This is a genomic window from Cytobacillus sp. ABV4_503, assembly GCF_056158445.1.
In genome coordinates this window covers 1,230,731-1,244,295 of record NZ_JBSWTH010000001.1, presented here as the reverse complement: position 1 = coordinate 1,244,295, position 13,565 = coordinate 1,230,731, and the positions used below count along the sequence as shown (strand labels likewise).

Annotated in this window: 10 protein-coding genes and 1 pseudogene; 2 read left to right on the top strand and 9 right to left on the bottom strand. The window is 41.6% G+C overall.

Going from position 1 to position 13,565, the window contains the following annotated elements; translation table 11 throughout:
- Window positions 1–133 precede the first annotated feature (133 nt).
- Window positions 134–877 (top strand): hypothetical protein, encoded by a 744-nt coding sequence (locus ACXAD1_RS06365; RefSeq protein ID WP_474909675.1) that lies wholly within the window; start codon window positions 134–136, stop codon window positions 875–877.
- 101 nt (window positions 878–978) lie between these two features.
- Here ACXAD1_RS06365 and ACXAD1_RS06360 read toward each other — a convergent pair whose 3' ends face one another.
- From ACXAD1_RS06360 to ACXAD1_RS06340, 5 genes are all read right to left on the bottom strand, one after another.
- Window positions 979–1,848, bottom strand: a complete 870-nt coding sequence (locus ACXAD1_RS06360; protein ID WP_474909674.1) for a carbohydrate ABC transporter permease — start codon at window positions 1,846–1,848, stop codon at window positions 979–981.
- The gene (locus ACXAD1_RS06355; RefSeq protein WP_474909673.1) at window positions 1,845–2,822 is read right to left on the bottom strand and encodes a carbohydrate ABC transporter permease; all 978 of its coding nucleotides are present in this window, start codon (window positions 2,820–2,822) and stop codon (window positions 1,845–1,847) included. Before ACXAD1_RS06355 ends, ACXAD1_RS06360 begins: the two co-directional genes overlap by 4 nt.
- Window positions 2,823–2,882: 60 nt before the next feature.
- The gene (locus ACXAD1_RS06350; RefSeq protein WP_474909672.1) at window positions 2,883–4,178 is read right to left on the bottom strand and encodes an ABC transporter substrate-binding protein; all 1,296 of its coding nucleotides are present in this window, start codon (window positions 4,176–4,178) and stop codon (window positions 2,883–2,885) included.
- 216 nt (window positions 4,179–4,394) lie between these two features.
- On the bottom strand, window positions 4,395–5,003 hold the full coding sequence (locus ACXAD1_RS06345) for a hypothetical protein (RefSeq protein ID WP_206835574.1): 609 nt from the start codon (window positions 5,001–5,003) through the stop codon (window positions 4,395–4,397).
- Window positions 4,978–5,514 carry an RNA polymerase sigma factor gene (locus ACXAD1_RS06340; protein WP_206835572.1) on the bottom strand — a complete coding sequence of 179 codons (537 nt, stop codon included), beginning with the start codon at window positions 5,512–5,514 and terminating at the stop codon, window positions 4,978–4,980. The genes ACXAD1_RS06345 and ACXAD1_RS06340 overlap by 26 nt, the downstream gene beginning before the upstream one ends.
- A 727-nt stretch (window positions 5,515–6,241) precedes the next feature.
- On the opposite strand from ACXAD1_RS06340, the pseudogene ACXAD1_RS06335 reads away from it, so the two are divergent.
- A pseudogene (locus ACXAD1_RS06335) lies at window positions 6,242–10,535 on the top strand (S8 family serine peptidase).
- 51 nt (window positions 10,536–10,586) lie between these two features.
- Here the strand turns inward: ACXAD1_RS06335 and abc-f are convergent.
- The 4 genes from abc-f to ACXAD1_RS06315 all read right to left on the bottom strand — a co-directional run bounded on the left by abc-f (window position 10,587) and on the right by ACXAD1_RS06315 (window position 13,562).
- Window positions 10,587–12,365 (bottom strand): ribosomal protection-like ABC-F family protein, encoded by a 1,779-nt coding sequence (abc-f, locus tag ACXAD1_RS06330; RefSeq protein ID WP_474909671.1) that lies wholly within the window; start codon window positions 12,363–12,365, stop codon window positions 10,587–10,589.
- Between the two features lie 336 nt (window positions 12,366–12,701).
- Entirely contained in the window at window positions 12,702–12,902 is a 201-nt protein-coding gene (locus ACXAD1_RS06325; protein ID WP_206835569.1) for a hypothetical protein, read from the bottom strand.
- A gap of 372 nt (window positions 12,903–13,274) precedes the next feature.
- Complete coding sequence (locus tag ACXAD1_RS06320; protein WP_019381584.1) at window positions 13,275–13,412, bottom strand: YjcZ family sporulation protein; 138 nt, start codon at window positions 13,410–13,412, stop codon at window positions 13,275–13,277.
- A gap of 45 nt (window positions 13,413–13,457) precedes the next feature.
- Window positions 13,458–13,562 (bottom strand): YjcZ family sporulation protein, encoded by a 105-nt coding sequence (locus ACXAD1_RS06315; RefSeq protein WP_163142711.1) that lies wholly within the window; start codon window positions 13,560–13,562, stop codon window positions 13,458–13,460.
- Window positions 13,563–13,565: the final 3 nt, after the last annotated feature.

Sequence of the window (13,565 nt, the reverse complement as noted above, 5' to 3'; positions counted from 1 at the left end):
GCCTTTTACCATAAGTCTGTTTTTTATTCATATTAGATAAAATATACTAGATAAATATAATCATTTCGCACCATTCCTAATTTTGGAAATGTAGGTTAATCTTATATAGGACAATACTTTTAGGAGGTATGTGATGAAAAGATATATTTTCTTGTTATTGACTATTTTACTAGTCTTTTCAGGCAATGTTTCTGCAGAGCCCAAAAGCCGTTCTGCTGATTTGACTGAGAAAGATTTCATGAAAGCCGTGTTGAAGGCTGATGAGTTTAAGGAATTTAAATCCTCCATTTTAAAAGATGCAGCCGCCAAGCCAAAAGCTCTTATTGATGAAAAAGGAAAACAATATGGCTGGACAGTTCAATATGAAATTGAATACAAAGAAAATAATGTTTTCTTAGATAAAAAAGCCCTTGTAAATTTCTCGTCACTTCTATCATTTTCATATGAGTCCGACAGAAAAGGATTAAAAGTCCGGCTTGTTGATTACAGCAGGCTTATAGAGGACCAGGCTTTTTATGTAAAAGACCTTAAAACGGATGCAGAGACCAAAATAGATATCTCGAAAGACAGTACCTTTACTGATTATTTGCTCGAGGTTGAAAAGAAAAAAACACAGCTGATTGAAGGAACAGTGAAAAGCAATGCTGACTCCTCCGATAAAATCACAGCAGCAGCAGAGTTATGCTACTACTGTACAAAATACGAATGGCGTGGCGGATACCCTTGTTCATCCGCAAATACTGAGCCTGAAGTTTCAGTTTCTTCCCAGCTAAAAGAAAGTGGACTTAATCCAGATACGGTAATCATTGACTGTTATGTACCCCGCCATAAAGTATGTGTGAGCGGGGAATGGAGAACATATTGTCCTATTCAATAATAAAAGCGGAAGGCTTTTGCTAATCGGGTACAATCATAACCCGGTTTCGCCTGGAGCAGGACAGTAACAAAACCGGCTAAGCAGGTGCTTAGCCGGTTTTGTTATCCCTTCGAGCCTGATGTGATGTTTGAACCTTCTATAAAGTGCTTCTGGAAGAAGAAGAATAGCAGTACAACAGGCAGGAGAACCATGACTGACATGGCCATCAGGTAATGCCACTGTGTCTGTACTGTTCCCTTGAAGGTCTGAAGCCCGATTTGCAGTGTGTACAGACTTTCATCATTTATATATAATAATGGTCCAAGCAGGTCATTCCATGCCCCATTAAATGAAAAAATGGCTACTGTAATAAGCGCTGGCTTTGTCAGCGGCAGCATGATATGCCACCAGATCTGCAGATGATTCGCACCATCAAGTACTGCTGCCTCTATCAGTTCATTAGGAATGGTCATCATAAACTGACGCAAAAGGAAGATAAAAAAGGCACTCCCCAAAAAAGCTGGAACAATCAGCGGCAGGTACGTATTTACCCAGCCAAGCTTTGAAAATAAGATGTACCGGGGTACCATCGTAACAAACCCTGGAATCAGCATGGTTGATAACACGACTATAAACAAAGCATTTCTTCCTTTAAAACGGATTTTCGCAAATGCATAAGCAACGAGCGAATTGACAAGAACACTTCCAGCCATTCCGCAAAAGGCAATAAAAAACGTATTCATTGCCCAACGTGTAAACGGCGCTGTTTTCCAGGCTTCAACATAATTGGAAAAATGGAATTCTTTTGGCACAAAGGTAGGCGGATATTGGGCAATCTCAGCAGGAGATTTCAATGATGTCGAAATCATCCACCACAGCGGAGATAATACCAGTACACTTCCTGCTAATAAAACGATAAAAATAATCGTATGCTTTAATTTTTCTTTGAATTTTTTTGTCTCATAAAACTTCGTTGCAGCGGCAGTCCTCATTTATTATCTCCCCCCTCATAATGAACCCATTTTTTGCCGAGTTTCATATTAATGATTGTCAGTACCATTACGACAATGAACAGCAGCCAGGCCATTGCAGATGCATAGCCCATGTCAAACACTTCAAACGCATTATTCCACATATGCAGATTATAGAATAGGAGTGAGTTTCCTGGTCCTCCGCTTCCGTTTTCTGTCATGACATATGCTTCTTGAAAGATCTGGAAGGCACCTATGGTACTGGTCAGCACATCGAAGAAAATGATTGGTGAAATCATTGGCAGGGTGATATAAAAGAATTTCTGCATAACACCTGCCCCATCCAGATCCGCTGCTTCATACAGGGAAGCTGAAACTCCCTGCAGACTTGCAAGGTAAAGCAGCATCCCTCCGCCGACACTCCACATTTTCATCAATAGCAAAGCTGGTTTCGTCCATTCGGGGTCAAACAGCCAGGCTGGCCCTTCAATCCCAAGCCATGCTAAGAACGTATTAACCAGCCCTGTTGAAGGACTTAGAAGCTGCATCCACAAAAAGTAAACCGCAACACCTGAAAGGATAGCTGGCAGATAATAAAGTGTGCGGAAAAATTTCATGCCTCTTACTTTCTGATTTAAAAGAACCGACAGAAAAATCGCCCCTGCAGTAGTCAGCGGGACAGAGAATAAAACGTAATAAAGTGTGTTCCATAAAGACGTTTTAAAAAGATCATCGATTGTAAACATGCGTTTAAAATTATCAAGGCCGATAAAATTCATTCTTGAAGTAATATTATAATCTGTAAAACTTGCAAATAAGGAAAATATAAGAGGACCAAGTGTCAGTCCCAGAAATCCGATTATCCACGGGCTGATAAATAGATAGCCAAAGATATTTTCTCTTGTTTGGCGGGACATCCGTCTGCGTGAAGTCTTTACTTTCTTGCCCGCAAGATCCGCTCCCCGGCGCACAAATGTTGTATCATATGATTTCAACCCATACACCTTCTTTTATTTATTTTTAAAGAGAGAAGGAGGAATCCTTCTCTCTTTGTTCTATTTTCTCTTTAGTTTTTCAACATCTTTCTCTGCTTTTGCCAGCGCTTTTTCCGGCTTTGTTTTTCCCAGCAGCGCATTGTCTATATGCGGATTGATGCGGCTCTGGTAATCTGGATACTTTACAGGAACCGGAAACAATTGCGTTTGATCAAGGTTTGCCACTGAAGCTTCATATACGTACATATCATCGCCCTTTAACTCATTAACCACTGCTTCTGCAGCTTCTTTGTTTGCGACATTATCATAGTTTTTCATAGCCCAGTATTTTTGTGCTTCCGGGCCAGTTAAATACTTGATAAATTTCATAGCTTCCTCAGGATGTTTGGCTCCTTTCGGTATTTCAGCTACGAAACCGCCGCCATCGCTCCAATTCCCAGAACCTTTTTCAAATGCAGGAATTGGGGCTACTCCAAAGTTCATATCCTCTCCGTAGTCACGAATCTGTGTGTAAAACGTGCCGACATCAACCCACATTGCCACTTTTCCTGCAATGAATGGATTTGATTGTTCACTTCCAAATTCAGCTTCAAAGGATTGAACTGTCTTCTCACCAAGACGCTCTTTCCATCCCAGCAGCCATTGAAGAGCTTCCTGCTTTTTAGGTGTATTGATATAAAGTTCTCCATCTTGAATGAATCCTTTTCCGCCGTCAGCGCTTGTCATCCAGCTGGCAGCACCAATGCTGCCCCATAGCGGATAAAAGCCAACTCTCTCATAGCGGTCTCCATCCTTTATATCAAGCTTTTCGGCGTACTCCTCCAGTTCCGCCCATGTCGCTGGCGGCTTTTCCGGATCAAGTCCAGCTTCTTTAAAAGCATCTTTATTGTAAAATAGCAATCTTGTATCTGTATTGAATGGAACTGCATAAGGTTTATCCCCATACATTACCGTTTCCCATAAATGAGGATAAAATTGAGCTTTGAAGGATTCATCAATATACTTGCTCAGATCTTCGGATTGTGCGTTTTCAGCTCGCTGGGCGACTGAATTAATATCGTTTATAATAACATCAGCCGGGTTTCCCGCTGCAACGGATGCCAGGTTCTTTGTCCAAATATCTCCCCAGGGCAAATATGTATGCTTTACAAAAACATCATCCTGTGAATTGTTAAAATCCTCTATGATTTTTTCTATGATCGGACGCCTCGTTTCCGAACCCCAGAAGCTCCAAAAATCAACAATTACTTTTCCATCCTTCGTTTTTTCTGCCTGAACACTTTCCTCACCCGAACATCCTGCCAAAATGCCAATTAGCAGGATGGCAGAAATGATAAAGATTATTCCCTTTTTCATGATGCTCCCCCTAAATAATATTTAATCTTCAGCTTTAAGCATGTGCCTAACCCCTGCGCAAAGGAAAAATACCGGCCAGCAATTAAATTACTTATCAACTAAGATAGTACTACCCTGTTATTTAGGGATAAAACATTATTTTGAAAAAATTCTCGGTATATGTAAATTTTCATGCCTTTTTACCTAATAAAAAAAACCCCTAAAAAGGAGTCTGAATTAAGGAGTTTTTTGAATGCTTTTCGCAATGGCTTCCAAATACTCAATAAATATGGCATCTTCTTCAGAAGGAACTGCATACATGATCTCACTGTCCATTGACTTGAAATATACCTCACCATGCTCATTCCAGACTTTCACCTTTACAGGGTCTTTGCCTTTAATAATAAATTGGATATCGTATAATGGTTTGGAGTCAATGACGGCCTCAGCAGGTTTTGCCGAATTTATGGCATTTCTTGCGGCGTTTTCCCACTTTTCATCTTTTACAGTTGCAGTCTCAGCAGAATACGTTCCTTCAGCAGAGAACGTATTCTCCGTTTCTGATAGAGCAATAGCTGTTTGACTGATAAAACTATTCCCAAGCATTTTTGCACTGCCGCTTCCTCTTGTCATTGAATCCTCAGGAAAAATAATAAAAGCGAACATGATACAAGCAGCAATTACAGCGGCAGCAGATAAAAATCGCGGATAAATATTTTTCTTTCTTTTTGGCCTATCCTCTATTCCACTCCATATTTTTTGCAGGCTATCCTGCTTTTGCTTTTGCGATCGCGGAATACGGTCTAATTCACGAAAAGAATTATCGAATCCGAATGAGTTCTTCATGGATTTCCCCCCTTTTCTGCAATTCTTTTTTTAGTGCTGCGAGTGCCCTGGAAGTGGTGATTTTTACTTTATTTTCATTCCAATTCAAGATTTCGGCCGTTTCCTTGATGGAAAACTCCTTTATCTTTCTCAAAATCAGCACTTCTTGATAGCTTAATTTCAAATGGCGGATTGCTTCATATAAGAGTGTAACTTTTTCACCCTTTATCATAATCTCTGTTGGAGTATCTTCATCTGATTCGAGCTGGAATTTTTCAATTGAGAAAAATTTGAATCTGTTTTTTTTCCGCAAATAATCAATGGCAACATTTCTTGATATACGGACCAGCCACGTAAAGATCTGGGACTCCCCATTAAATTGACTCATATATTTATAAGCTTTTATAAAGGTGTCTTGTGTCAGATCTTCGGCAACTTCCTTATCATTCACGAGAAGAAATATGTATCCATAAATTCGATCGCTGTATTCGCTGTATATATCTTCAAATGCTTCTGCCGATATTCTCTCCATTGTGGCGCCCCCTCGCGTATTATTAGACGAATGGAAAATAGAAAAGAAACACCTTTCTAATATTTATGTAAAATGTTCAATTCAACTTTCAGGTAAACCAATCTCCAATTTCCCATTCAATTATCCTATTTTATCTAATTGTTCTGATTCAATCGTATGGATTTAGACAATTTCCGAAGAAGGAGTCTTTTTCACTGTATCCATTCTTCAGGCTGCAATTAACAAGTAAATTCAGAGAAAGTTACACTTCAAAATACCCATTTCCAGATAATTGTTTTCCTATTTTTCTATGGTTTTGATGAATGGCGACCTTTTAAAGCTCCCCCTCTTTTTATTCATTTTATCATTCTGGGAAAATACTGCCTCCCTCCTTTTTCTTATTTTTTCCAAAAATTATTACTATTCCAATCTTTCCGTATGAAAATGATTCTTTTCATCCAGATATAACCAGATTAAGTTGATTCTTTAAGACTGTAACCTTTTGAATGCTCTAAAACCTTCTAGCTATTTTATTCATTCCACAGCAGCAAACTTCATTTTTCGACAATCTCCAGCTGAATCTTCAGCTAAAGTTCTTGTTAGCGGAAGGGTTTTCCATTTTTGGAAAATACCCTTAGGAGGTGATTGAATTCATTCTGCCAGAAAACACTTTTCAAGGAATTAAACAAAACAAGGAGGGAATTTTTTGAAAAGAAAAAGAAAATCATTGAATCGCATACTTTATGTGATGCTGACAGCTTTTCTGATTTTGCCGCTGATGTTCCCAGGCATGGGATCAGCCGAAAGTAAGAGCTCTCCGCATACCTCAGTTAAGAAAGCTGCACCTCAGACAGCAAAAAGCAAAATAAACAGCTCATTGCTGAAACAATTTGATAAAGAAGATAAAGTAACATTCCTGATAAAGTTTAAAGAACAAGCTGATACTTCAGCAGCAGCCAAGAAAGCTGAAAAAGCGGCTGCATCCCAAAAACTGACAGCCTCTAAATCCAAGTACATGAAACGCTCTGCAGTCCTATCCTCACTAAGATCTACAGCAATTGAGACTCAAGGCCATGTCACAGATTTCCTTCAAAAGCAGGAGAAAGACGGCAAGGCAAAAGATGTTCAATCCTTCTACATCGTAAATGCCATTGCAGTAACAGCTACAAAGGACGTTATGGAACAAATCGCGGTGTTCCCTGAAGTAGAAAAAATCCTTCCAAACGAAACAAGACAGCTTCATAAGCCAGTAAAGGAAGCCGAAAAAGCTCTCAAAACACAAGCAGAAACCAGTTCAATAGAGTGGAATATTGACCGTGTCGGCGCTCCTGCTGTATGGGAAATGGGGATCGACGGATCGGGTACTGTCGTTGCATCCATTGATACAGGTGTTCAGTGGAACCACCCGGCGTTAAAAGAAAAATACCGGGGCTATACCCTTGCACAACCCGATTCTCCAACACATGAATTCAGCTGGTTTGATGCCACTGCAGGCCAGACAGCACCATATGATGATCAGGGGCATGGGACCCACGTAACTGGAACAATGGTTGGTTCCGAGCCCAATGGAGCCAATCAAATCGGGGTTGCACCTGGTGCGAAGTGGATTGCAGTAAAAGCTTTCACTGCAAGCGGAGGAACTGACGTAGATCTGCTTGAATCCGGTGAATGGATTCTAGCTCCAAAGGATGCTGAAGGAAACCCGCATCCTGAGAAAGCTCCGGATGTTGTCAATAATTCATGGGGCGGAGGGCCTGGGCTGGATGAGTGGTATCGCCCAATGGTTCAGGCATGGCGGGCAGCTGAAATTTTCCCAGAATTCTCTGCCGGAAACACAACTTTGTTTAATCCTGGCGGACCTGGTTCTGTTGCTACACCGGCTAACTACCCGGAATCATTCGCAACTGGTGCGACAGATATTAATAATGGTTTAGGCAGTTTCTCATTGCTGGGACCTTCACCATACGATGAAATTAAACCTGATGTATCTGCGCCAGGGGTCAACATTCGTTCATCAGTTCCTGGAAGCGGATATGAAGGCGGCTGGAATGGAACTTCCATGGCTGGCCCGCATGTTTCTGCAGTTGCCGCTCTGCTCCGCCAGGTTGACTCAAGTCTGACTGTTGAAGAGATGGAGGAAATTTTACTGACTACCTCTACTCCATTGACAAATGGTACTTATCCTGAGACACCAAATAATGGTTTTGGATATGGGCTTGTCAATGCCTTCGATGCGGTTTCTTCCGTACTGACCGGCCTTGGAAAAATTAAAGGCCAGGTTGCAAAAGAAGGAGACGACTCAGAAGCTCCTCAAGCCAATCACGAAGCACCTCAGGAAACATATGCAGGAATGGATCTTGCACTTGAATTGACGGCATCAGATAATGTAAGCGTCACAAGAGTTGATCTTGAATACTTAAAAGCTGACGGCAGCTGGGCAGCCATTGAGGCCGAAAGAACAGCTGGAAACTATAAAGATGGTACCTACCAGGCAGTTATTCCTGGAGAAGACATCGCCGAACCTTCAGTAACTTATAAATGGAAGGTCAATGATTTTGGCGGAAATTTAACTGAAACTGACTCCTATGAAGTTGCGGTAAGACCTGGAATCAGCATCGGCTATTCTCAGGACTTTGAATCACAGCCGGCCGGCTGGACTTCATATGGACCGGAAAACAGCTGGGAGTGGGGTATGCCAACTACAGGTCCTGGAAATGCAGCATCCGGGGAAAAAGTATATGCAACTAAACTTGACGGCAACTATGCAAATAGAGCAAACATGAATCTGCAGATGCCTCCTATTGACCTGCCAGAAGGCAATGCCTACCTTCAGTTCAAGCAGTGGCACGAGCTTGAAAACCGTTATGATTACGGCCATGTATTCGTTTCAACTGACATGGAAAACTGGGAACAGGCTCTTCGCGTAAACGGTAATACAACAGACTGGGTTAATGCAGAAGTAGATTTAAGTGCGTATGCAGGACAAAGAATTTATGTAGCATTCAATGTAACTACCGATGGATCAGTACAGAAGCAAGGCTGGTATATCGATGATGTCCAATTATCTGATACTCCAGTTGAACCTGCAGGTAAAGCTCAGCTTGGCATCAGCAAAGATAAACCATCTGCAGAATTAAAGACAGAAAAGGTAAATCCGGATAGCATTGTGCCTGAAAAGAATGCTCCTGCAAAAGATGATGATAAACAGCAGGCCTGCACCTGTGCTGCTTCCGCTTACTGCCGAAGTAAGTGTGCTGGAATCAGGCAGATCCACCTTTACAAATCCGCAAAATGGTTCATTTGAAATGACACATGCTTCCGGCGATTTTACTGTAAAAGCAGAAGCTTACGGTTATCGTTCTCAAACGCAGAGCGTAAATATCCCGCAGGATGGGGAAGCGACTGCAAACTTCGTCCTTCAGGAAATACCAAAAGGTACAGTCACAGGTGTTGTGATAAATGAAGCAACTGGGGAGCCTGTAGCGAATACTACACTTCTTTTAATAGAAGATGCAGCTGTACAGCCAGTAACAACTAATGAAAACGGTGAATATACAATCACAGCCTACGAAGGCACATACACTTTAAAAGCTATGGCACCTTCCTACTACAGCAAGGAGCAGAGCATCACGATCGAAGGCGGCTCTTCTTTAGAGCAAAATATTGAGCTAAAGCCATTTATCGGATACCCGGGTGAAATCGGATATGATGATGGTACAGCTGAAAATGCACGTGCATTCTACGATGCCGGAAACGGATGGGCAGTTAAGATGTCCCTTGCATCCGGCCATGACAGCGCGATGGTTACTGGCGGTTTATTCCGCTTCTGGGATACCAGCTGGCCGACCCCGGGCGGAACAGACTTCAAAGTGGAAGTATATGATGCAAGCGGACCAGATGGAGCACCTGGCAAAAAGCTGGCAGGTCCATTTGAAGCGACAGCCTTAAGAAACGGTGAATGGACACATGTAGATCTTAGTGACGAAGGAATTGTTACAAATGGCGACTTCTATCTGGTATATATCCAATCAGCACCGAATCCTAATGCTCCTGGTCTTGGCACAGATGAGGATGGAGAAAATGCAGGACGCAGCTGGCAGCTTGTAGGCGGAGCATGGTCTCCTGCTCCTGAGGATGAAGGAAACTACATGATCCGTGCCACAGTGAACTATGAAGTAACTGCACCAGTCATCACTTCTCCAGCTGACGGAGCCTTCACAAACCAAGGGAAGGTTACAGTTGAAGGTACTTCAGCTCCTACAACTACTGTAAAAGTATTTAATAATGGAGAGGAAATCGCATCAGCAGAAACATCTGAAGAAGGTACATTTTCAAGTGAAGTTTCACTGTCTGAAGGGGAAAATACTCTTACAGCCAAGGCTGCTACAGAGTCAGGATCTACTGATGCCTCTGAACCTGTAAAAGTAATATATGACAAAACAAAGCCGGAATTGGCCATAACAAGTCCTGCAGATAAATCTAAAACAAACAAAGAAACAGTCACTGTGAAAGGTACCGTTTCGGACAATAACCTTGATTGGGTTAAAGTAAACGGCCAGGCAGCAATGATTACAGATGGTGAATACTCTCTTCGCATCCTGCTGGATGAAGGTGAAAACACCATAACGGTAACAGCACAGGATAAAGCGAAGAACACCGAAGAAAAAACAATCACGGTCGATGCTAAATACACCGCTCCAGTCATAGAAAATCTTCTTCCTGAAGAAGACAAGGAACTTAAAAAAGGCGAATCGGTAAAAATCGAATTTGATAGCGAACCAGGGTTAAAAGCAACGTTTGCCATCAGAATGCCTTTAACAAATGCCGGGGGACAGCTGAATAATGCAACTGAGCTTCCAATGATGGAAACTTCCCCAGGCCAATATGTCGGCTATTATACTGCCACTTCAAATGTAATGGCACCTGGTGCCGAAATTGAAGTGAAAGTAACGGATGCTTACGGCAATGAAACTCGCAAAACAGCAGAAGGCAAACTGTGGATTAATGCGAAAAAGAAAAATAACAGCACTAAAAAGCAGTAATAATCAGATGAGAAGGCGGGCCCATTTTTATTAGGGCCCGCCTTTTTGCACTTATTGATTTAATAATTTTCTTTTTTCAGTTATTAAGCCATTAAACTCTTTATCCAATTCCGCATATTTGCCGTCACCCGGAACAAGCAGACTGAGTTCTCCGAGTATCGCACTGATGCGGTTATCTATAACCATAATTTGCTCTTTCGTGGAGTCATAATCTTTTTCCTGCTTAGAAGATCTGGATTTCATTTGATATTCTTTCAGGTCCATTTCAAATCTGGTAATTTTATTTTCTTCAAATACAAGTAATCTTGAGCTTAACTTCTCCAGAAAGTATAAATCATGAGAAATAATGATGAGCGTCCCTGAAAATTCCATGAGCGTTTTTTCAAATTGTTCCCTGCTCGGCAAATCCAAATGATTCGTCGGTTCATCTAGTATTAGCACATCATACTCTTTTAAAAGCATGTCTGTAAGCTTGACCCTAATTCGCTCCCCCATACTAAGCTGTTCAATCGGCTGATTTAATTTCGCTTCCTTCATTCCCAAATTCGCTAACAGAGTCCTTGCCTTGAAAATCAGCTCCCGATCGGAGAGATCAAGTGCCTCAACAGCATTTTTTGTTAAAGGCAAATCATTGACATCCTGGTTCAAATAAGCAACCTTTAAAGTGCTGCTGACCCAAAGTTCTCCATCAGAAGGTGATGCCTCACCCAAAAGCATCCGGATAAAAGTGGTCTTGCCTGCCCCGTTTGCTCCAAGAATCCCTATATTTTCACCATGCTTGATATAAAAATTGCTATTATTGAAAAGAGTCCGATCGCCAAAGCTTTTTGAGAGGTTTTTAGCTTCGATTATTCTCTTCCCTCTTTTGCCTGACGAATCAAAGTGAAAATGTACGCCCGCTTCTTCTGTCGGCTTATCAACTTTATTTTTATCCAGCTCCTGTTGAAGCCTTTTCATTTTTGACTTAATCTGCTGATCCATCTTTTTGGCTTTTACTCTGTGATATTCTTTGAAGCCCATCTGCCTATTCTCAGAAGGACTTCCGCCTTTAGTTGATTCCCTATGAGCTTTTTCAGACCATTTTTTTAAATTTGACATTTGGCTTTCAATCCGTTCGATCTCTTTTTGCTGAACATTAAATTGATGAAGCTGCTCATCAAAGTTTTTCTGTTTCTGCTCCCGGTAGGCTGTGTAATTCCCCTGATATATCGTGAGGATGCCTTCCTGCAGTTCAAAAATTTTTCGAACTGCCTGATCAAGGAAATGACGGTCATGGGAAATGATTAGGACCGGGCCGCAGAAATTGCTGATTTCGCTAATTAACCACTCGATGCCCTGTAAGTCCAAATGATTAGTAGGTTCATCCAAAATCAGCATATCCGGGTTTGATGACCATACCTTAGCTAAAGAAAGCTTCAGTCTTTCGCCCCCGCTCAAAGCATCAAGTCTATCCGGCTTCCATTCATTGAGTTTTGAAAGGCCCAGCTTACTTGCCCGCTGAAGAATCTCTTCATCGGAAGATTGGTTAATATTATGAAATTCACTGACAGTATAATCTGCTGATTGATGCAGGAAGCCAATTCTGCATGGCTCCTTCATCCGCTCGATAGTGCCTTTATCCATTTGAATACTGCCGAACAAAATATTGGCCAATGTAGTTTTACCTGTGCCATTTAGGCCAACAAGCCCGATGCGGTCCTTCTGATAAATATCGAAGTCCAAATTAGAAAACACCGCTTTATCACCGAATGACTTTTGAAGATCCCTGGCCATGAGAATCCGCAGATTATTATTGTTCTGATTGTTAGTTATACGTTTATTTGCACACATAAAAAAACCTCCCCTTACCCGGAGAGGATTGTGCACCCATCATTAGAAATGGTGCAAATACATAAAAAATGCGCGCCTAAATAAAATTTGATCCGCTTACAGACAAATATTAAAAATGTCAGTTCCGATAAGGGATGACTAAAAAAGGGCACACTAATCCTATGTTCTCCGGGTTAAACTTTTTAATATAAAAAGATACCAGAAAAAATAAGATTATAACTTCATGCCCCTAAATCATCCTTTCAAACTATTTGATTGTAGTATATAAGCTTCTGGCTTTTATTGTCAATAGGCTAATGTTCGGCAGCTTGAAAGCAGGCATCTGCCTGCTTTTCATTAATCAATTCGGATATGCTTGTTGGTAAGCTCCTTAAGCATATTTAATATCGCTGCTCTTTCCTCCAAGTTAAAACCGCTTACCCATTCTGAAACAAGCTTGTACTCGCCTTTATGCATTTCCCGCTGAAGTCCGCCCTCCAATATGGAGTAAATTTCCCTCATCGTATTTTCCCGATCCTGTGTTTTAAGTTCATCCATTTTAGATAACCTCCCCTTACGTTTATGCTGCTTCTTTTCCCTATTTGGCTTATTAGGAAACACAAGTTTGCGGGCTGATTTCTGGTCTTGTGCGCGTGGAGCGGATATTTGTCAGTTTTGCGGGTGTTTATCTTTTGGCGCGGGAAAGACTCTTTTCACGCGGATATTCTCCCTTTTCGCTCGTAACGTGCCTGAGTGCGCGGTATTTTTCATTTTGTGCGTACTATTCTCGTTTTTCTGCGCGGAGACAGACTCTTTTTGTGTGGATGTTTTCTGTTCTGTGCGGAATGGACCGGGGCTGCTGCACTCACATCCAAAGGTATGTATGCATATAAAAGAAAAGCAGGTGCCCCCTGCTTTTCTTTTAATCTATTACCACTTAAAGCAAGAAGCACCTACGATGATCAACAGGATGAACAGAACCACGATTAGCGCAAAACCGCCGCCGTATCCAGCTCCGCCATATCCAGCTCCACCGTATCCACAGCCGCCATATCCGTAGCCATACATTATAGAATCCCCTCCCTTACTAATAAAATCTGTCTCCATGTTTTATTAGTAGAATCCACCGTAACCCCAAGAAGCACCGATAATAATCAGTAAAATAAACAATACAACTAAAAGGGCGAAACCGCCGCCGTGTCCGAATCCGTCTGACATAGT